Here is a 20,152-nt window from a genome sequence, read left to right on the forward strand (position 1 = left end):
GGTGAATGCTTCGCTAAACACGCTGCCCGAGGACCCCGAACGGGCGTTGATCCTGTCCTATGCGCCGGCCCAGGGGCGGGCGGCGCTTGCCGCGCTTCTGGCGCTCGATGCGGCGCTGGCGCAGTTGCTGCGCACCACCAGCCAGCCGGCGGTGGGACAGTTGCGGCTCGCCTGGTGGCGCGAGGCGCTCGCCAAGCTCGACACCGCGCCGCCGCCGGCCGAGCCGGTACTGCGCGGGCTCGCCACCGAAGTGCTGCCGCGCGGCGTCACCGGCGCGTCGCTGGTGCCGATCGTGCACGGCTGGGAAGTGCTGGTGGAGGAAGAGGCGCTGGATGGCCTGGCGCTTGCCCGGTACGCAGCGGGGCGGGGGAGCCTGTTCGTCTCCGCCGGGACCGCACTGGGTGCAGTAGGCGACCTGCTGGCATCGGGTGGCGAAGGCTGGGCGCTTGCCGATCTTGCGCGCCATCTCGGTGACGGTGACGAGGCGGACGCAGCCCGGAGCCTCGCCACGCCGCGACTCGCCCAGGCGCTGGCGGCCCGGTGGAGCCGGAACGGTCGCGCACTGGGCGCGCTCGCGCACCGGGCGCGGATGGACCTCATGCTGCCCGCGGATGCTCCCCTGCCGATCGGTGCACCCCGGCGAGTCGCCCGCTTGCTCTGGCACCGCCTCAGCGGCCGTTAGGACTTGGCTGCATTCCCCTGAAGGTGTAAACTCAGGCGACCTTCCGGGGGGAAGCTTGGCATGTGGCGATATGCGGTGGGCGCCGGCGCGGCGCTGTTACTGGCGTTCGGTGGATTTCTGCTGTTCGGACGCGGGCCGGCGCGAACGCCGCTCGCCGCGGTATTGCAGCCGGCGCCGGCAGCGGCGGGTGCGGTGACGCCCATGCCCGACGCTGCGCCCGCGGCCGACGCCGAGACCCGCGAGCAGAAGCGCTTCGACCGCTATGACAAGGATCGTGACGACGCGGTCAGCCGGGACGAGTATTTCGCCGCGCGCCACAAGGCGTTCGCCAAGCTGGATACCAACGGCGACGGACGGTTGAGCTTCGAGGAATGGGCGGCCAAGTCGATCGCCAAATTCACTGGCGCCGATGCCGACAAGTCCGGCACGCTCACCCGCACCGAGTTCGCGACGACGGCACCGACACGCAAGGCACCAGGCACACGCTGTGCCTGCGGAAAGCCCGCGCCGGCACCAAGTCCCGCCGCCAAGGGCGATGAGGAGGAAAACTAGAGCGTTCTCACCATCGGTGAAGACGCCCTAGATCCTTGTTGTCGCATTTTCCGGGTCGTTGCCCGTACACGGTCGACTAAAAATGCTCTGGGAGGTCAGCCGACCCGCTCGAGATGGCCGCGCTCGAAGCCGCCGGCCATCAGCGCGACGATCCGCTCGGCTACCACTTCGGGTGCCTTCACCGTTGCGGGATCCTCGCCGGGGAACGCGCGCGCACGCATCTTGGTGCGCGTGGCGCCGGGATCGACGATGCCGACCCGGACCTGGCTGACATTCTCCAGCTCATGGCCGTAGCTGAGCAGCAGATTCTCGAACGCCGCCTTGGAAGCGCCGTAGACGCCCCAATAGGCGCGCGGCGTGCGACCGACACTGGAAGTGATCCCGAGCACCCGAGCCGACGGCGCGCGGCGCAGCATCGGATCGAAGGCGGCGAGCATCGCTCCCTGCGCGGCGACGTTCAGCGTCAGCACCTTGGCGAACTCGGCAAAGTCGATCGCGTTCACGGCGCTCAAGGTGCCCAGCATGCCGGCGTTGAGCACCAGCATGTCGAGCACCGGCCAGCGCTCGGCGATCGCACCGGCAAGCCGGCCAATCGCATCGTGCTCGGCCAGATCCAGCGGCGCGATCGTTGCGCTTCCCTCCGCCTGGAAGATGGCGTCCTCGACCTCCTCGAGCCCGCCTGCGGTACGGGCGGTGAGGATCACATGCGCGCCGGCCGCGCCCAGTGCGATTGCCGTCGCCGCCCCGATGCCGCGGCTCGCGCCGGTGACAAGGGCGGTCTGTCCCGCCAGCGGACCGTCGCTCACCGGTTCAGCCGACCTTCTCGGCGAGCAGCGCCAGCTGGTCCGGCGGCGGCGCCAGCTCGTCCTGGTCGGTCAGCGTCGTCGGATAGTCGCCGGTGAAGCAGGCGTCGCAATATTTGGGATGGATGTCCGCGCGGCGCGCTTCGCCCAGCGCCTTGTACAGCCCGTCGATCGAAACGAAGGCCAGGCTGTCGGCATGGATGAAGTCGGTCATGCCGCCCACATCCATCTTCGCGGCGAGCAGCTTGGCGCGCTCGGGCGTGTCGACGCCGTAGAAGCAGCTGTGGCGCGTCGGCGGCGAAGCGATGCGCATATGCACTTCCTTCGCGCCGGCATCGTGCATCATCTGCACGATCTTGAGGCTGGTGGTGCCGCGTACGATCGAATCGTCGATCAGCACGATGCGCTTGCCCGCGATCAGATCGCGATTGGCATTGTGCTTCAGCTTCACGCCGAGGTGGCGGACCTTGTCGCCCGGCTGGATGAAGGTGCGGCCGACATAGTGCGAGCGGATGATCCCCAGCTCGAACGGAATGCCCGATTGCTGGGCATAGCCGATCGCCGCCGGCACGCCCGAATCGGGCACTGGGACGACGAGGTCGGCCTCGACAGGCGACTCGATCGCCAGCTGCGCGCCGATCGCCTTGCGCACCGAATAGACCGAGCGATCGTCGCTGATCGAATCGGGGCGCGAGAAATAGACATATTCGAAGATGCACGGCCGCGGCGCCTGGGGTGCGAACGGCTTGTGGCTGCTCATCTCGCCATTGGCCTTCACGATCACCAGCTCGCCCGGCTCCACGTCGCGGACATATTGCGCGTCGCACACGTCGAGCGCGACGGTTTCCGAGGCGAACACGATTGAGTCGCCCTGACGGCCCATGACGAGCGGGCGGATGCCGAGCGGATCGCGGCAGGCGATCATGCCTTCCGGCGTCATCACGATCAGCGAATAGGCACCCTCGACCTGCTTCAGCGCATCGATGAACCGGTCGATCAGCGTGCGGTACTGCGAGGTGGCGACGAGGTGGATGATCACCTCGGTATCCGAGGTCGACTGGAAGATCGCGCCGCGGCGGACGAGATCGCGCCGCAGCCGCATCGCGTTGGAGATATTGCCGTTATGCGCGATCGCGAAGCCGCCGCTGGCCAGCTCGGCATAGAGCGGCTGGACGTTGCGGATCGCCGAGCCGCCGGTGGTGGCGTAGCGGACATGGCCGCAGGCGACGAGGCCCGGCAGCGCGCGGATCACGTCGTCGCGATCGAAATTGCCGGCGACATGGCCCATCGCGCGATGCGAATGGAACTGATTGCCGTCCCAGCTGGTTATGCCCGCCGCCTCCTGGCCGCGGTGCTGGAGCGCGTGCAGCCCGAGCGCGACCATCGCGGCCGCGCCTTCGCTGTTGGAAACGCCGAAAATGCCGCACTCTTCGCGCAGCTTGTCGTCATCAAACGGGTGTGTGGTAAGCATTGGCCCTCGGGGGGAACGGCAACGGTTGCCGGCCATATAGGCGCTTCGTCCCGCTTTGTCTCCGGTCTGTAACAGCGAAAAGGACCGTTTACCCTTTTTGCAGGTTAACCCCCTGAGAAAGGAGAGGGATCATGGCCAGGGACCACGGTTCGCAGATCAAGAACGACGGCCTCTACGAGAAGCTTCGCCAAGAGGGCGCCTCCAAGGAAAAAGCAGCACGGATCGCCAATGCCCGGGCGAACGGCAGCCTCGATTCGGGCGGCGGCAAGCTGGAGGAACGCACCAAGGCCGAGCTGTACGACGAGGCAAGGGAGATCGGCATCGAAGGCCGCTCGAAGATGGACAAGGATGCGCTGGTGCGGGCTATTCGAAAGGGTTGATACCGAGGCCCGACCATATACTGTCCTCTTGAGGCTGGCAGATTGCCGCCCTGACGGAGAGGTGGCGGGCAATGCTGGGCGTGGCGGCATGGGTGCTCAGTACGGCTGTCTGGCCGGAGACACCGGATCGTAGCGATCCGTCCGCTGGCTATTGGAGCCCGCATGCCCGGAAGATTGCCTCGGTTGCCGGAGCAGATGCGAGGCCGGCCTGGTCGCCCGATCGCACGCGGTACGTTTCCCAGGACGGCGGCGGGGTGTATCTGGGTGTAGGCCGAAAGATTGTTCGGTTCCATGTGTCGTTCACGCCGAACCTGGTCGAGGTGCTCTGGGCGCCGAACGCACGGTTCGCCGCCATCACGGGGAGCGATGGCGGTGCCGTCGGCAGCTGGTCGATCCTGCTTATAGATGCGCGCGGGGAGGATGTTTCCCAGCGCCTGAAACTGGCCCTCCGCAAGAAGATCCATCTGCCCGCGAAGTGCGTGGAGGCGGAGGCTCCAAACTATGCCGCCCTCCGGTGGCGCGGCGGCGATGTTCTGGTGGTCAAGGTCCAGGTCCCGCCGCATTCGAACTGCGCGAACTTGGGACAGTCGGTGGAAGTCACGATCAAGGTATCGGATCTTCGTCCAATTCGCGTTCGGCCGGCGACGAACCTGAAGCGCCGCACCTGAACGAAGTGTCGCTTCCCGCGATCTGCTCGATCGGTGCCCAGAGGCCGGGGATGACGACCGCAAGGAACCCGGCTAGACGACGCACGTGACAAACCTTCGCGAAACGGGCGCTGCGCTCGACCCGAAATTTGATGCCAACGGCCTGATCACCGCCGTCGCCACCCACGCCACCACCGGCGAGGTGCTGATGCTCGCCCATATGAATGCCGAGGCGCTGGCCGTGACGCTGGAGACCGGCAAGGCCACCTTCTGGTCGCGCAGCCGCGGCCGATTGTGGACCAAGGGCGAGACCTCGGGGCATTTCCTCCACGTCGTGGAGGCGCGGATCGACTGCGACCAGGATGCGCTGTGGCTGCGGGTGGAGCCGCATGGGCCGGCCTGCCACACCGGGGCGCCAAGCTGCTTCTACCGCCGGATCGAGAACGGAGCGCTGGTGCGCGACGCATGAAGCGGGCGGGGGTGGCGCTGCTGCTGGGGCTCGCCGCGTGCGGCGGCCCTTCGCCTGCGCCGCGCGATGGGGTCGCGACCGATCTTGAAACGGCAGCGATCCGGCGCGGTCTGGTCCGCGATCCCGGGCATGTCAGCATCGCAGGTGCCTATGCCCGCGGCTCCGATCGGCTCTGCATCGTGCCTGCCGGCGTCGCCCACCGGATCGGCATCGTCATCGACTATGGAGAGGACAATGGCTGTCGTGCGACCGGCACCGGCCGGCGGACAGGCGACGGGCTGGAACTGGCGCTCGGTCCGCAGGGCACGTGCCGTTTCACCGCCCGGTACGACGGCAATCACCTCGCGCTGCCGGGCGCCTTGCCCGACACGTGCACCCAGCTCTGCACCGGGCGCGCTGCCTTGGCGGGAACGCAGTTCGTTCGGCTGGGCGAGTCGATCGCCGAGGCACGCGCGATGCGGGATTCGCGCGGCCGGCTCCTTTGCGGCGAGTAGACGCAGGGCAGGGATGTGATAGCATCTCTCCGGCAGCCGTCTTGTCGCGGCATGCCCGTACAGGAGAGAGCCCATGCGTGTGCTGGTTCTTGCAAGCGCGGTCGGCCTGATCGCCGTGCTCCCTTGTTCCGCCCAGATCTGGGGCGGGCCCGTTCCCGCCAGTGCCAGGGGCAGCGTTGCCGGTCGCGGTATCGTGGTCGCACCGCAGCCCCGCACTCCCCGCAGCGAGATTCGCGCCGGGGAGCGTAGCGGCCAGCTCACCCGCCACGAGGCGCGGCAGCTGGGACGGGCGGATACCGTGAACGCCGATATCGCCGCGCGCCTGTCCAGCAACGGTCTTACCGAGTCCGAGGCGGCGGAGCTCAACACCCGCTCCATCCTGCTCCACGAGGATATCGTGCGGGCCCGCTTCAACGGCAGTACGCGGCCGAAAAGCAGATAGCCGCCCGCTTGACGTTCACGTAAAGGTAAACTACAAAGGTGGCATGACCGCTGCTGCCGCTCCGATCGAGGCCCTGGCGCCGATCGAACCGCGTCCCGACCGCGACGCCTTTTCCATTTCAGACCTGTGCGCCGAGTTCGGGGTCACCCCGCGCGCACTGCGCTTCTATGAGGACGAGGGGCTGATTTCGCCTGAGCGGCGCGGCACCCAGCGCATCTATACCCACCGCGATCGTGCCCGGCTCGCCTGGATCCTGCGCGGCAAGCGCGTCGGCTTCAGCCTGGGCGAGATCAAGGAGATGATCGATCTCTACGACCTCGGCGACGGGCGGCGCGTGCAGCGCCAGGTGACGCTGGAACGCTGCATGGACCGCATCCGCCATCTGGAAGCGCAGAAGCGCGACATCGACGCGCACATCGCCGAGCTCGCGCAGTTCGTCGACCTGATCAAAAGCAAAGACAACGAGCACTGAGGAACCTGAAATGCCGCAGTTTACCCCGCCTGTGCGCGATACGCGCTTCGTCCTCGATCGGGTCATCGGGCTCGATCGCTACACCAACCTGCCGCACTTCCAGGCGGCGACGCCCGACGTGGTCGATGCGGTGCTGGAAGAAGGCGGCAAGTTCGTCGCCGAGGTGCTGTTCCCGATCAACCACAGCGGCGACCAGCAGGGCTGCACCCGCCACCCCGACGGCAGCGTGACGACGCCCGACGGCTTCAAGGAAGCGTACAAGCAGTTCGTCGAGAGCGGCTGGGGCACGCTCAGCGCGCCCGTCGAATATGGCGGGCAGGCCATGCCGCATGTCGTCGCGACCGCGTACGAGGAATATATGATCGCCGCGAACATGGCCTTCGCCATGTATCCGGGCCTCACCCACGGCGCGATCGCCGCACTGCTGGTCAAGGGCTCCGAGGAGCAGAAGGCCAAGTATGTGCCGAAGATGGTCTCGGGTGAATGGGGAGGCACGATGAACCTGACGGAGCCGCAGTGCGGCACCGATCTGGGCCTCATCAAGACCAAGGCCGAGCCGAACGCTGACGGTTCCTACAGCATCACCGGCACCAAGATCTTCATCTCGTCGGGCGAGCACGACCTGACCAGCAACATCATCCATCTGGTGCTCGCGAAGACGCCAGGCGCGCCGGACAGCACCAAGGGCATCTCGCTGTTCGTGGTGCCGAAGTTCATCGTCAACGACGACGGCTCGATCGGCGAGCGCAACGCGGTGACCTGCGGCTCGATCGAGCACAAGATGGGCATCCACGCCAACTCAACCTGCGTGATGAACTATGATGGCGCCAAGGGCTGGCTGGTCGGCGAGGAGATGAAGGGCCTGGCGGCCATGTTCATCATGATGAACGCCGCGCGCCTCGGTGTCGGTCTGCAGGGCCTCGGCATTGCCGAAGTCGCGATGCAGAACGCGGTTCAGTACGCCGGCGACCGTCGCCAGGGCCGCGCGCTTACCGGCCCCAAGGAGCCGGCGGAGAAGGCCGACACGCTGTTCGTCCACCCCGACGTGCGCCGCATGCTGATGGAAGCCAAGGCGCAGATCGAGGGCCTGCGCGCGCTGTGCCTGTGGGGCGCGCTCCAGGTCGACATGGAACATGCCGCCGCCACCGAGGAGGAGCGCCAGCTGGCCGGCGATCTGATCGGGCTGCTGACCCCGGTGATCAAGGGCGTCGGCACCGATATCGGCTACAAGGTCGCGACCGATTGCCAGCAGGTCTATGGCGGCCATGGCTATATCGCGGAATGGGGCATGGAGCAGTATGTCCGCGATGCCCGCATCGCGATGATCTATGAAGGCACCAACGGCGTCCAGGCGATGGACCTGGTCGGCCGCAAGCTGGCGCTGAACGGCGGCCGTGCGGTGCAGGCCTTCTTCCGCGTGGTGAGCGAGGAAGTTGCAGCCGCCAAGGGCAACGAGAAGCTGGCGGGCTTCGCGGAGGCGCTGGAGAAGGCGCTTGGCCACCTCCAGGGTGCTACGATGTGGCTGGCGCAGAACGGGTTCAAGAACCCGAACGAAGTGGGCGCGGGCGCCTATCCGTACATGCAGCTCACCGGCACGGTGGCGCTCGGCCTGATGTGGCTGCGCATGGCCAAGGCCGCCGCCGAGGCGCTGGCCCAGGGCGCCGAGGACGTCGCCTTCCTCGAGGCCAAGCTGGTCACCGCCCGCTTCTATGCCGAGCGGTTCTTGCCCGATGCGAGCGGCCTGCGCCGCAAGATCGAGGCCGGCAGCGAGGCCGTGATGGCGCTCGATCCGGAGATGTTCAAGGCAGCCTAATCGCTGCTGGAAGTCGACGAGGCCGGCGTTGCGGGAACCGCAGCGCCGGCCTTGTTCTGTGCGGGTGCCTTGCGGCGGACGCCGTCGAGCGGCGCAGGCTCGGCGGCAGGAGCAGACTCTGCACTAGCGGCAGGCGCGGGCTTTGCCGCCGGGACGGGAGGGAGCTGGCGGCGCATGCACTGGGCAGTGCTGGGGCGGCGAAACTGCTCGCAATTCCACAGCGCCTTCACATACTGCACCTTCTCGTCGCGCAGATAGCTGAACGACATCGCCGCTGCCTGGTCTCCGGTCGGCGGCAACCGGGCCGGCTTCTTGGACGAATCGAGCCAGGCCATGAACTTGCAGTAAGGCCGGTCGCCACAGGTGCGGAGCGCCAGCGCCGGGTAGAGGTCCGGCACCATGTCGTCCGGCAGCGTCACCAGGAAGACGTTCTGGTCGCCGGCCACCGCTGCAGGGACCGCGTTTGCGGGAATGGCACTGGCCGCCTTGTTGACGTCGAACAGCAAACCCGTGGCACCCGGGTCACCTGCAGGTGTGGCCGCGTCGGTTGCGCCGCCCAGATGTGCAGGCGAGAGCTTCGCAAGCTGCGGGACGTTGGGCTCGTCGGCGACATAAGCGCGGTTGAAGGCGGGCGGGGTGCCCCACCAGCCGGCCCAGCGGAAGAACAAATGCGTGTGCAGCGCGACGATCTTGTCGAGGCTGGCGCTCCAATAGGGCACGACCCAATCGGTGTGATAATGGGTCGCGTGGCCGACGGGGCGGAACACGGCCCCGTGCAGCGCCATCCTGGCGATCTCGCGCGCGCGCGCCCAGGCGGCGGGCGTGGGCGACCAGCGGGTGAGCGCGCCGTCGCAGCTGAAGGTGAACTGGCAGCCGGTGCTCCGCTCCGCTCCCTGGAACACAACCCCGCACACGGTCTTCGGAAAGGCGGGATGGCGTACGCGGTTCAGGATCACCTGCGCCACCGCCCGTTCCCCGAGCGCATCGTCGCCTGCCTCGTAAACCTCGGCAGCGGCCAGACAGTCGACCGCGCGCTCCTGGCTGTCGCCCGCGCCGACGAGGTGAAAGGGTCGTGCCGCCGGGTTGGGATCGGTCGAAAACGGGATCGACTCGTTGAACGCACGCGCATCATCCGGCGTGAGATCGGCAATGGCGATCGGTTCGACCGCCGGCAGCTCTTCCTTCGGTACGACGCGGTTGGGCAGCGCGACGGGCGGCACGCGGTGACGCCGGTGCGGTACCCTGGGTGCGTTGAGCACGAGCAAGGCCGGCACGACCAGCGCCGCAAGGGCGATGATGCCGATCGCCAGGCGGAGCCAGGCAGGCGTGGGGGCGATGGAATTGCTGGGCGTCACAGGCGGTTGTGGCGTTCTCGATCGAGGGTGGTCGCCCTTATCCCAAAGCATCGGTGAAGGAAACAGGCACAGGCGCGAACCTGAAACGGAACCGATACGGTGCCGCAACCGTATTGTCCCAGGGCATGATTTCCTGCGAACGAATGAAGATAGGTTTTTCGAATGCATCAACCCGCGCTTGTCATCGCGCTGATCGGTGCGCTCGGCATCGGTGCGCAGTGGATCGCCTGGCGTACCGGCTGGCCTGCGATCGCGTTGATGCTGGTCGCCGGCGTGCTCGCCGGGCCGGTGGCCGGGGTGATCGAGCCGCACGCGGTGTTCGGCGAGCTGCTCGAGCCGATCGTCTCGATCGCCGTCGCGCTGATCCTGTTCGAGGGTGGCCTCAGCCTCAACTTCCGCGAACTGCGGCGCACGGACGGCGCAGTGACGCGGCTGGTGCTCCTGGGCGTGCCGATCGGCTGGGGGCTGGGCACGCTGGCGCTCTACTACGCGGCCGGGCTCGTCTGGCCGGTGGCGACGCTGTTCGCCGGCATCCTGGTCGTCACCGGGCCCACCGTGGTGCTGCCGCTGCTCCGCCAGAGCAACGTCGCGCAGCGTCCGCGCGCGATCCTCAAATGGGAAGCGATCGTCAACGACCCGATCGGCGCGCTGTGCGGGCTGGTCACGTATGAATATCTCCGCCGGTCCGCCGATGGCGGCACGCTGATCAGCGTGCTGGGCTCGCTGCTCGCCGCCAGCCTCGTCGCCGGATTGATCGGCTATGTCGTCGCCAAGGCGATCGGCTGGGCCTTCCAGCGCGGCCATGTGCCCGAATATCTGAAGGCGCCGGTGCTGCTCGTTGCGGTGATCGGCGTGTTCGTCGGCTCGAACCTGATCCAGCAGGAGACCGGGCTGATCACCGTGACGGTGATGGGCGTGGCGCTCGCCAACATGCGGCTGGACTCGCTGCGCGACATCCATCCGTTCAAGGAAAACGTCACCGTCCTCTTGATCTCGGGCGTGTTCGTGCTGCTCTCCGCCTCGCTGGATTTCGAGGTGCTGCGGCATTTCGAGTGGCGCTTCCTCGCGTTCCTCGCGGCGCTCCTCTTCCTCGTGCGGCCGATCACCGTGCTGCTGAGCCTCGCCTTCACCAAGGTGCCGTGGAACGAGCGGCTGCTGGTCGCCTGGATCGCGCCGCGCGGTATCGTAGCGGTGGCGATCTCGGGGCTGTTCGCGCTGCGGCTGGACAAGCTCGGCTATAGCGACGGTTCGATCCTGGTGACCCTGTCCTTCGCCGTTGTGGTGGCGACGATCGTCGCACACGGTTTCTCGATCGGTCCGGTCGCCAAGCTTCTAAAGGTGACCGGCGCCACCGAGCGCGGGCTTCTGATCGTCGGCGGCACGCCGTGGAGCCTGGCGCTGGCCGACCAGCTCCGCCAGCTCGAGGTGCCGGTGACGATCTGCGACACGAGCTGGCAGCGGCTGCGGCCGGCGCGTTCGGCGGGCATCCCGACCTATCATGGCGAGATCCTTGCCGAGGCGACCGAGGACCGGCTGGACATGTCGCAGTTCCAGGTACTCGCCGCCACCAGCGACAACGAGGCGTACAACGCGCTCGTCTGCAACGAATTCGCGCATGAGATGGGGCGCGACAATGTCTACCAGCTCGGTAGCGGCGGCGATGACGAGGATGCGCGGGCGCTGCCGGAATCGCTGCGCGGCCGCGCGCTGTTCACCAGCGGGCACGGCGTCGACGAGATCGTCGAGCGCGAGCGGGAGGGCTGGACCTTCCGCAAGACCCGGCTGACCGAGCAGTTCGACTTCGATGCCGCCAAGGCCGACCTGCCGGACGCGGCCGACATGCTGCTGCTGGTGCGGAAGGGTGGGCTGCTGCGCTTCTTCTCGCACGCCAGCCGGCCAACGCCGCAGCCCGGCGACACGATCATCTCGTACGTGCCCCCCGTGCCGGCGGCGCGACGACTGCAGGAGGAGGTTGCATGACCAGATGGGCGATGCTGGGGCTCGCGGTGGCGCTGGCGGGCTGCAATGTGCGGGAGCCCGCGCGCGACAATGCAGCGGCCGAGAACAAGAGCATCCTCCCCGAGGACGGTATCGCCAACAACAGTGCGGCTGAGGCGCCGAAGTCTATCCTGCGCCCGGATGTCGTGCCCGAGGCGCCGGAGAAGCCCGAGCTCAAGCCGCTGGACCTGGTAGTGCCGTTCGGCGCTTCGGGGCTCAAGCTGGACGATTCCGGCAGAGAGTTGCTTGATGCGATGCTGGGCAACTCCAGCCTCGCCGCCGGCGGACCGATCACGATCGGCGGCCACAGCGACACCCGCGGCAACGACCGCGATAATCTCGCCGCTTCTCGCAAGCGGGCCGAGGCGGTTCGTGAGTATCTGCTGTCGAAGGGCGTGCCGGCCGAACGCATGACGGTAGTTGCCTTCGGGGAGACACGGGCGCTGGTGCCGAATTCCAAGACCGACGGCAGCGACGATCCCGACGCACGCGCAAAGAACCGCCGGGTGGAAGTGCATGTGGCGCTGCCCGCGGCCACGGAGCCGCCGGCTGCCGCGCCTGCCAATGAAGCGGCAGAAGTTTCAGAAGCTGGCACTAAGTCGCAGCAATAGCCCGCAATGGCCTGCGATATAAGCCTGAGGCGGGATCCGTTGTCCTCAGCGATGCGGCTCTTGCTGCAACCGAGTGGCGAATGGATCCCGACTCTCGCCGAGATGACCGTGGAGGGGCAGCGCCCTCCACCTTTCGATCAGATCTCAGCTCTCAGGCAGGAAGTCCGGTACGCTTAGATAGCGCTCACCGGTGTCGTAGTTGAAGCCAAGCACGCGCACGCCGTCGGGCAGGTCGGGCAGCTTCTGCAGGATCCCCGCCAGCGTGCCGCCCGAGGAGATGCCGACCAGCATGCCCTCTTCGGCGGCCGAGCGGCGCGCCATGTCCTTGGCCACCGCCGCGTCGACCTTGATCACGCCGTCGATCGCGTCGGTGTGCAGGTTCTTCGGCACGAAGCCCGCACCAATGCCCTGGATCGGGTGCGGACCGGGCTGGCCGCCCGAGATGACCGGCGAAAGCTCCGGCTCCACCGCATAGACCTTGAGGTTCGGCCATTCCTTCTTCAGCGCTTCGGCGACGCCGGTGATGTGGCCGCCGGTGCCAACGCCGGTGATGATCACGTCGATGGGCGTGTCGCGGAAGTCGTTGAGGATTTCCTGAGCAGTGGTGCGCACATGCACGTCGATGTTCGCAGCATTTTCGAACTGCTGCGGCATCCAGGCGCCAGGCGTGCTCTCGACGATTTCGAGCGCGCGCTCGATCGCGCCCTTCATGCCCTTCTCACGCGGCGTCAGGTCGAAGCTGGCGCCATAGGCGAGCATCAGCCGGCGGCGTTCGACCGACATGCTCTCCGGCATCACCAGGATCAGCTTGTAGCCTTTCACCGCCGCGACCATCGCCAGGCCGACGCCGGTATTGCCGCTGGTCGGCTCGACGATCGTGCCGCCGGGCTGGAGGCTGCCGTCCTTCTCGGCCGCCTCGACCATCGCGAGCGCGATGCGGTCCTTGATCGAGCCGCCCGGGTTCGAGCGCTCGGACTTGATCCACACTTCGGCGCCCGGGAACAGCTTGTTGATGCGGACGTGCGGCGTGTTGCCGATCGTCTCGAGGATCGAATGGGCCTTCATGTCGTCATCTCCTTGGGAGGAACTTCGAGGGTGGCCGGGGGATCGAAGGTTCGAGCCCGCTTGAGCTCAGGGAATAGCTTCGCCCACAGGGCCGTGACAAGGATCGCGCCGATGCCGCCGCCGATCACCGCGGCGACCGGCCCGATCAGCGCGGCAAGGAAGCCGCTTTCGGCTTCGCCCAGCTCGTTGGAGCCGGAAATGAAGAGGGTGGAGACCGCGCCGACCCGGCCGCGCATCTCGTCCGGCGTGTAGAGCTGGATCAGCGACTGGCGAACGTACACCGACACCATGTCGGCCGCGCCCAGCACGAACAGCGCGGCGAGCGACACCAGCACGGCGGGGGAAAGGTCGGTGCCCACCGCCCTGGGGCCGAGCACCGGCACCAGCAGCGGGGCCGCCGCGCCGAACACCACCGTCGCCAGGCCGAACAGCGCGACCGCGACCAGCATCTTCACGCCCACATTGGTCTTGAGCGGGCGCCACGAGAAGAACAGGGCCGTCACCACCGCACCCAACGCAGGCGCGGCGCGAAGGTGCCCAAGGCCTTCGGACCCGACCTGGAGGATGTCGCGCGCATAGACCGGCAGCATCGCCGTCGCACCGCCGAGGAGCACCGCGAACAGGTCGAGCGAGATCGCGCCGAGCACCAGCCGATTGCGGCGGACGTAGTGGAGGCCGTCGACCATCTGGGACAGGGGGCTGCCGGTGAACTTGCGATTGGCGACCGGCACCGGGCCGATCAGGAACAGCATCAGCAGCGAGACGAGGAACAGCCCGCCCGAGACAGCATAGGCTGCCCATGAGGCGGCGGCGTAGAGATATCCGCCCATTGCCGGGCCGATCACGGTGCCGCTCTGCCACGCGAGCGAGCTGAGCGCGATGGCCGTGGGAAGGATCGCCTTTGGCACAAGATTGGGCGCCAGCGCACCCAGGGCGGGGCTGGCAAAGGCGCGCGCCACCCCGAGCAGCGCGGCGATGCTGAACAGATGGGTGAGGGTGATCGTCTGCTGCCAGGTGAGCCAGGCGAGTGCCAGCGCGCAGAACGCCTCCAGCGCCACGGCCGCGCGCGCGATCCAGCGCCGGTCGATTCGATCTGCGACCCAGCCCGCGAACAGCGAGAGGAACAGCAGCGGCAGGAACTGCGCAACGCCAATCATGCCCAGCTGAAAGGCCGCTTCCTTGATGCTCATGGAGCGGCGGGCAATGTCGTACACCTGCCAGCCGATCACGATCACCATCGCCATCTGCCCCAGCGTGGCGGCGAGGCGGGCGACGAAATAGGCGCGGAAATTGCCGATGGCGAAGGGATGTTGGGCCATGTCTCGCTCTTGGCGCGCGGTGGGTCCCCACGCAATGCTTCGATGGTTGGGGGTGCTAAAGCTTTACCCTAATTGTGCGGGCTGCGCCTGATCCGCCTCGGTTTTGGCAGGATTGCGGATCGAGGGGCGCAGGCGGGCGAGGCTGCACAGGCCCGCAATCAGCGCAAGGCCGGCGGCGACCAGCGCGGGGGCCATGCCCGCGCCGACGCCCATGGCCAGCAGTGCTGCGACCAGCGTCGCGCCGGTGGTCTGCCCTACCATCCGCGTGGTTGAAATGAGGCCGCCCGCGGCTGCCGCACGCTCCACCGGTGCCGAACCGATGATCAGCCGCGCATTGGGGGACAGGAACATGCCGAAGCCCGCGCCGGTGAGCGACATGCGCCAGGCGATGTCGAAATAGCTCGGGTCCTGCGGCAGGAAGGCGAGGGCGGTGAGGCCGGCGATCGCGATCGCCATTCCGATCCCGCCCAGCGCGCCTGCCGGATAGCGATCGGACAGCGACCCGGCGAGCGGCGCGACGAACATCGTGGTCAGCGGCCACGGCGCAATCACCGCCCCCACTTCGGAGGGCGCGAAGCCATAGCCGTGCTGCAGCCGGAAGGGCAGCGAGAGCAGCAGGGTCATCGTCGCGATGAAGGCGGTGAACGCGCCGATCGTCGACAGTGCCAGCACCGGGCGCGCGAGCAGGTCTACGGGCAGGATCGGCTCGGCCTCCCCCCGTTCGCGCCGCACGAAGATCACCCCGATGGCGATCCCCGCGAGCACCACTGCCGCCGACACGACCGGGCTGTCGCCATGCACCGCGCTTTCCAGCCCGCCGATCACCAGCCCGAACATCGCCGCGCACAGCACCGCGCCCAACACGTCGAACGGTGCCTTGGAGCGCGGGATGTCGGGGAGCGAACGCCCGAGCAACAGGCTCGCCACCGCGAAGGGTACGGCGGAGGCGAACACCCAGGGCCAGGGGCCGACGGCCAGCACCAGTCCGCCCAGCGTAGGCGCGATCGCGGCGGAGACCGACACCACGACCGAGTTCACCCCCAGCCCGCGCCCGAGCTGCCTGGCAGGGTAAATCTGCCGGACCAGCGCCGAGGAGACGCTGAGCGCCGCCGCCGCACCCGCCGCCTGGGCGGCGCGGACGATCAGCAGGAAGGGCAGGCTCTTGGCGAAGAAGCACAGGATCGTCGCGACGGTGAAGACGATCTGCCCCCATTGGTACAGCCGCTTCAGGCCGATGCGATTGCCCAGCCCCGAGAAAGGCAGGAGCAGCATCACCAGCACCAGCTGGTAGACCGTCACCACCGCGACGGCGGCGGAGGAGTCGACGCGAAGATCGCGTGCGATGGTGGGGAGGGCCACCGTGGCGATGGCGCCGTCGATCACGACCAGCGCCGTACCGAACGACACGGCGGCAATGGCGGTGAGGCGGCGGGGCATGGGAAGACCGTCGATCTGCATCGCGGACTTAGTGCATCAGCCTGCACTCGGTTCCCAGCCCGGAACTCAGAACCCAACCCATGGTTTAGTCGACAGCGAAACGACGCTTTCAGGAGATTAAAATGGGTAAGGGCATTCTGATGTGGCTGGTGGGCATTCCGATTCCCATCATCATCCTGCTGCTGCTCTTCTGGCATTGAGGTTAGCGGGTCCGGCGCATCTCCGCCGGACCCCAACCCTCGTCATCGGCGGCTCGGCACCAGTGCCAGCTGCGCGGCAGGCGCCGGCAGGTAGAGGTGCAGCCGATCCTTTACCGCCAGCTTGTGCTTCTTGAGCTGCGCCACGCGAAATGCGTCCGGCATGCGGCGACGCAATTCGCTGCGGATGTCGCGCTCGAGCATCCGGTGGGTGGCGACAAGGCGTTCTACAATCGTCATCGTCATGGCTCCAATCGATGGATTTGCATCGATCAAGCGGCCCGATGAGAGGGTGGTGCGAGGGAGTGGAAACACCGCCGATCCTGCACCGAGCACGCTCGATGCGGTCCGACATCACGGGGCTTCAGGTGAAGCCGCCGCCAGAGGGGCCCGGTCCCGCAACATCAACATAGGTTTGTGCTCGAGGGAGACAAGGGGCTTCGCGACGAACCGTGCGAAGCCCCGAGCGCGCGCCTCAGCGGCAGCGCACGTCCTGATTGTTCATCTGGTTGTTGCGGTCGATCGAGTTGCCGATCGCACCACCGGCGATTGCGCCCAGCAGCGTGCCCACCGTGCCGGAGCGGCGGCTGGAGATGACGTTGCCGAACAGTCCGCCCGCCGCCGCACCCACGATCAGGCCGGTCGTGCCGTCCGGGCGCTTGCAGTAATAGCGACCGTCATCGCCGCGATAGACGCGATCGTCGCGGGTCAGCACGCGCTCGCTGCTGCCCGGCCGATAATAGCGGGACGGCTCCCAATCGCCTTCGTCGCGGATGTCGACGCGCGGCGGGGGCGGCGCGTGCGCCAGCCAGTCGCTGTAATTGGCGTAGCGCTCCGAAGCCTGCTGGAAGAGGCGGTATTCGCGGTCGAACCGGTCGCGCGCTGCCTCGAAACGCGCGCGCTCCTGATCGGGCGAGGCATATTGCTGCGCCGATGCCGGTGCTACGACCGAAAGGCCGGCGGTTGCCAGCGCAACCAGGGCCAGGACATGCTTCATGCGAGTCTCCTTCATCAACACGCCGGCGCTGCCGCCGGGAACGCCGCGTTCATCCGGTCTTGCGCGTGAAGCGCGGCTGAACGAAGCTGGCACCCGAATATCACTGGGAGAGGGGGTGTCCCATGGTCTATGCGCTTTGCGCTTGCTGCTCTGCAGCATTGGTATCATATTTGTCCCATGAACGTTAGCGCTGCCGTGACCGAAGCTCCTGTGAACAACACGCCGTTTGTCCTTGAAGGGATCGTGCGCCTGCGGTGCCTGCAGGTGACCTATAACCGCACCCGGATGATCGTGGCGCCGCACATCCTCTACACGCGAAACGAGTCGCTCTATACCGACGCCTTCATCGTGTCGCGGGAAGGCATGCTTCCGCGCGAGCCGAAGATCGCCACCTTCAAGGTCGACGGTCTCAAGGAAGTCTCGGTGCTCGACCGCGCATTCGAGATCAGCGATCTGTTCGACCCTGAGCTCGACAAATATGCCGGCACCACGTTGATGAAGGTCGAGGCTGAGGCCTGACCGCGCCCGTCAGTCGTTCAGGCTGACGAAGCTGTCCATCACGCGCTTGCGGCCGGCCTGCTCGAAGTCGATCTCCAGCTTGTTGCCCTCGATCTCCGCGATGGTGCCATAGCCGAACTTCTGGTGGAACACGCGCATGCCGAGCGCCAGGTCCACGCGCGGCTTCGCGCCGAAGCTCACGGCGGAGGCGCGGCTTTCCAGCACGCGCGGCTGATCCCGGGTGAAGGTGCGTGCCGTGAAGGCGCCGCCCGGATTCTTCGGATCGACGCCCGCCGCACGCTGCCAGCCCGGGCCCCGGCCAGCACCGCGCGCCACATCGGCAAAGGGGTCGCTTCGCTCGCTCCAATTCGCGCGCCACAGGCTCTCGCCGCCGGTCATCGTGCTTTCCGACTCGACATGCTCGGGGGGCAGTTCGCCGACGAAGCGGCTCGGCAGGCTCGAGGTCCACTGCCCGTAGATACGGCGATTGGCCGCATGCAGAATGATCGCCCGCCGCCGCGCGCGCGTGATCGCGACATAGGCGAGTCGGCGCTCTTCCTCCAGGCTGGCCAGCCCGCCCTCGTCGAGCGCACGCTGCGACGGGAAGATGCCTTCCTCCCAGCCGGCGAGGAACACCGTGTCGAACTCCAGCCCCTTGGCGGCGTGGATCGTCATGATCGTGACCTTGGGCTCCTCGGCGGAAGCCTCGTTGTCCATCACCAGGCTGACATGCTCGAGGAACGCCGAGAGGCTCTCATATTCCTCCATCGCGCGGACGAGTTCGTTCAGGTTTTCCAGCCGCCCGGCCGCCTCGGCGGTGCGATCGGCCTGCCACATCGCGGTATAGCCGCTTTCGTCCAGGATGATGCGGGCGAGATCGGGGTGCTGGAGGTCGTCGCCCATGCTCCGCCAGCGCGCCATGTCGCCGATCAGGTTGCCGAGCGCGCGACGGGCCTGCGGGGTCAGCTCGTCGGTATCGAGGATGCGCGCCGCCGCCGTGGCCAGCGGCAGCCCTTGCGACCGCGCGAACAGGTGCACCTTGGCCAGCGCCTTGTCGCCCAGCCCGCGCTTCGGGACGTTGACGATGCGCTCGAAGGCGAGGTCGTCCGCCGGCTGGGCCACGACGCGGAGATAGGCGAGCGCATCGCGGATTTCCTGCCGCTCGTAGAAGCGGAAGCCCCCGATGATGCGGTAGGGCAGGCCGATCGCAATGAACCGGTCTTCGAACTCGCGGGTCTGATGCTGGGCGCGGACGAGGATCGCGGTTGCGTCGAGGCTGAGGCCATCGCGCTGCAGCCCCTCGATCTCCTCGCCGACGCGGCGGGCTTCCTCGGGCCCATCCCAAACGCCGAGCACCTTCACCTTCTCGCCGACATCGACTTCGGTCCACAGCGTCTTGCCAAGGCGCCCGCCATTATTGGCGATCACCCCTGAGGCGGCGCCGAGGATGTGCGGCGTGGAGCGGTAGTTCTGCTCCAACTTGATCACAACAGCCCCAGGGAAGTCCTTCTCGAACTTCAGGATATTTTCCACCTGCGCGCCGCGCCAGCTGTAGATGGACTGGTCGTCGTCGCCCACGCAGCAGATGTTCTTGCGCTCCTGCGCGAGCAGTCGCAGCCACAGATACTGGACCGAGTTGGTATCCTGATACTCATCCACCATGATGTAGCGGAAGCGCTTCTGGTAGAGTTCCAGCACTTCACGATTGGTCTTAAGAACCGTGAGCATGTGGAGGAGAAGGTCGCCGAAATCGCAGGCATTGAGCAGCCGAAGCCGCTCCTGGTACTGGGCGTAGAGCGAATGGCCGCGGCCATTGGCATAATGCTCGGACTCGCCGGCATCGAGGTCGGCGGGGACGAGGCCGCGGTTCTTCCATCCGTCGATCAGGCCGGCGAGCTGCCGCGCCGGCCAGCGCTTCTCGTCAAGGTCGTTGGCGATGATCAGCTGCTTGAGCAGGCGCAGCTGGTCGTCGGTATCGAGGATGGTGAAATTGCTCTGCAGCCCGACCAGCTCCGCATGGCGGCGAAGCATCTTGGCACCGATCGCGTGAAACGTGCCGAGCCACGGCATCCCCTCGACCGCCTCCCCGACGAGGCGGCCGACACGCTCCTTCATCTCGCGTGCGGCCTTGTTGGTGAAGGTCACGGCCAGGATCTCGGAGGGATAGGCGCGCCGCGTCCACAGGAGATGCGCCAGTCGTGCGGTGAGCGCCGCCGTCTTCCCCGTGCCGGCGCCGGCCAGCACCAGCACCGGTCCTTCAGTGGTCAGCACGGCTTCGCGCTGGGGATCGTTCAGGCCCTGGAGATAGGGGGCGTCCTGGGGAGAAGGGGCAAGCGACATCCGTGAACAACTAGGGAACGACGCCGCCGCCCGCAAGCTTTAGGCGATCGCAGCCGCCGCCCGGCACGCGCGCAATGCCGCTTCGGGACAGGCGCCCTACCGCAAAACTA

21 protein-coding genes are annotated in these 20,152 nt (G+C 67.2%); 12 read left to right on the forward strand and 9 right to left on the reverse strand.

Annotated elements, in window-relative coordinates:
• The first annotated feature begins 1 nt into the window (after position 1).
• Positions 2-682 carry a squalene/phytoene synthase family protein gene (locus tag V7E00_RS06840; RefSeq protein ID WP_333571893.1) on the forward strand — a complete coding sequence of 227 codons (681 nt, stop codon included), beginning with the start codon at positions 2-4 and terminating at the stop codon, positions 680-682.
• Positions 683-742: 60 nt separating this feature from the next.
• Positions 743-1,234 carry an EF-hand domain-containing protein gene (locus V7E00_RS06845; protein WP_333571894.1) on the forward strand — a complete coding sequence of 164 codons (492 nt, stop codon included), beginning with the start codon at positions 743-745 and terminating at the stop codon, positions 1,232-1,234.
• Positions 1,235-1,329: 95 nt separating this feature from the next.
• Here the strand turns inward: V7E00_RS06845 and V7E00_RS06850 are convergent, their stop codons facing one another.
• Both V7E00_RS06850 and purF read right to left on the reverse strand, forming a co-directional pair.
• On the reverse strand, positions 1,330-2,040 hold the full coding sequence (locus V7E00_RS06850; RefSeq protein WP_333571895.1) for an SDR family NAD(P)-dependent oxidoreductase: 711 nt from the start codon (positions 2,038-2,040) through the stop codon (positions 1,330-1,332).
• Positions 2,041-2,044: 4 nt separating this feature from the next.
• Positions 2,045-3,508, reverse strand: coding sequence for an amidophosphoribosyltransferase (gene purF / locus V7E00_RS06855; RefSeq protein WP_333571896.1), 1,464 nt, complete (start codon positions 3,506-3,508; stop codon positions 2,045-2,047).
• A gap of 131 nt (positions 3,509-3,639) precedes the next feature.
• Between purF and V7E00_RS06860 the strand changes: the two genes are divergently transcribed.
• The 7 genes from V7E00_RS06860 to V7E00_RS06890 all read left to right on the forward strand — a co-directional run bounded on the left by V7E00_RS06860 (position 3,640) and on the right by V7E00_RS06890 (position 8,225).
• Positions 3,640-3,888, forward strand: a complete 249-nt coding sequence (locus V7E00_RS06860) for a DUF7218 family protein (protein WP_333571897.1) — start codon at positions 3,640-3,642, stop codon at positions 3,886-3,888.
• A 71-nt stretch (positions 3,889-3,959) separates the two neighbouring features.
• Positions 3,960-4,556 (forward strand): hypothetical protein, encoded by a 597-nt coding sequence (locus tag V7E00_RS06865; protein WP_333571898.1) that lies wholly within the window; start codon positions 3,960-3,962, stop codon positions 4,554-4,556.
• Between the two features lie 85 nt (positions 4,557-4,641).
• Positions 4,642-5,004, forward strand: coding sequence for a phosphoribosyl-AMP cyclohydrolase (gene hisI, locus V7E00_RS06870; RefSeq protein WP_333571899.1), 363 nt, complete (start codon positions 4,642-4,644; stop codon positions 5,002-5,004).
• On the forward strand, positions 5,001-5,498 hold the full coding sequence (locus V7E00_RS06875; protein ID WP_333571900.1) for a hypothetical protein: 498 nt from the start codon (positions 5,001-5,003) through the stop codon (positions 5,496-5,498). The genes hisI and V7E00_RS06875 overlap by 4 nt, the downstream gene beginning before the upstream one ends.
• A 73-nt stretch (positions 5,499-5,571) precedes the next feature.
• The gene (locus tag V7E00_RS06880; RefSeq protein WP_333571901.1) at positions 5,572-5,940 is read left to right on the forward strand and encodes a hypothetical protein; all 369 of its coding nucleotides are present in this window, start codon (positions 5,572-5,574) and stop codon (positions 5,938-5,940) included.
• Between the two features lie 43 nt (positions 5,941-5,983).
• Entirely contained in the window at positions 5,984-6,412 is a 429-nt protein-coding gene (locus V7E00_RS06885) for a MerR family transcriptional regulator (RefSeq protein WP_333571902.1), read from the forward strand.
• A 10-nt stretch (positions 6,413-6,422) separates the two neighbouring features.
• On the forward strand, positions 6,423-8,225 hold the full coding sequence (locus tag V7E00_RS06890; protein ID WP_333571903.1) for an acyl-CoA dehydrogenase C-terminal domain-containing protein: 1,803 nt from the start codon (positions 6,423-6,425) through the stop codon (positions 8,223-8,225).
• Here the strand turns inward: V7E00_RS06890 and V7E00_RS06895 are convergent.
• Entirely contained in the window at positions 8,222-9,580 is a 1,359-nt protein-coding gene (locus V7E00_RS06895) for a cell wall hydrolase (protein WP_333571904.1), read from the reverse strand. The two genes, V7E00_RS06890 and V7E00_RS06895, sit on opposite strands and share 4 nt — an antisense overlap.
• 162 nt (positions 9,581-9,742) lie before the next feature.
• Between V7E00_RS06895 and V7E00_RS06900 the strand changes: the two genes are divergently transcribed.
• The gene (locus tag V7E00_RS06900; RefSeq protein WP_333571905.1) at positions 9,743-11,560 is read left to right on the forward strand and encodes a cation:proton antiporter; all 1,818 of its coding nucleotides are present in this window, start codon (positions 9,743-9,745) and stop codon (positions 11,558-11,560) included.
• Complete coding sequence (locus V7E00_RS06905; protein WP_333571906.1) at positions 11,557-12,189, forward strand: OmpA family protein; 633 nt, start codon at positions 11,557-11,559, stop codon at positions 12,187-12,189. Before V7E00_RS06900 ends, V7E00_RS06905 begins: the two co-directional genes overlap by 4 nt.
• Positions 12,190-12,333: 144 nt before the next feature.
• Here V7E00_RS06905 and cysK read toward each other — a convergent pair whose 3' ends face one another.
• From cysK to V7E00_RS06930, 5 genes are all read right to left on the reverse strand, one after another.
• Positions 12,334-13,254: a cysteine synthase A gene (gene cysK / locus V7E00_RS06910; protein WP_333571907.1), complete on the reverse strand. Its 921-nt coding sequence runs from the start codon at positions 13,252-13,254 to the stop codon at positions 12,334-12,336.
• The gene (locus V7E00_RS06915) at positions 13,251-14,573 is read right to left on the reverse strand and encodes an MFS transporter (RefSeq protein WP_333571908.1); all 1,323 of its coding nucleotides are present in this window, start codon (positions 14,571-14,573) and stop codon (positions 13,251-13,253) included. The genes cysK and V7E00_RS06915 overlap by 4 nt, the downstream gene beginning before the upstream one ends.
• 63 nt (positions 14,574-14,636) lie before the next feature.
• Positions 14,637-16,031 (reverse strand): MFS transporter, encoded by a 1,395-nt coding sequence (locus V7E00_RS06920; protein WP_333571909.1) that lies wholly within the window; start codon positions 16,029-16,031, stop codon positions 14,637-14,639.
• A 221-nt stretch (positions 16,032-16,252) separates the two neighbouring features.
• Positions 16,253-16,447, reverse strand: a complete 195-nt coding sequence (locus V7E00_RS06925; RefSeq protein WP_333571910.1) for a YdcH family protein — start codon at positions 16,445-16,447, stop codon at positions 16,253-16,255.
• A gap of 235 nt (positions 16,448-16,682) precedes the next feature.
• Positions 16,683-17,204, reverse strand: coding sequence for a glycine zipper 2TM domain-containing protein (locus V7E00_RS06930; RefSeq protein ID WP_333571911.1), 522 nt, complete (start codon positions 17,202-17,204; stop codon positions 16,683-16,685).
• A 195-nt stretch (positions 17,205-17,399) separates the two neighbouring features.
• Here V7E00_RS06930 and V7E00_RS06935 point away from each other — a divergent pair, with 195 nt between their 5' ends.
• Positions 17,400-17,723, forward strand: a complete 324-nt coding sequence (locus V7E00_RS06935) for a WYL domain-containing protein (RefSeq protein WP_333571912.1) — start codon at positions 17,400-17,402, stop codon at positions 17,721-17,723.
• Between the two features lie 9 nt (positions 17,724-17,732).
• On the opposite strand, the gene V7E00_RS06940 is transcribed toward V7E00_RS06935, so the two are convergent.
• Entirely contained in the window at positions 17,733-20,042 is a 2,310-nt protein-coding gene (locus tag V7E00_RS06940) for an ATP-dependent helicase (protein ID WP_333571913.1), read from the reverse strand.
• Positions 20,043-20,152: the final 110 nt, after the last annotated feature.

The organism is Sphingomonas sp. (assembly GCF_036731925.1).
Classification (GTDB): Bacteria; Pseudomonadota; Alphaproteobacteria; order Sphingomonadales; family Sphingomonadaceae; genus Sphingomonas.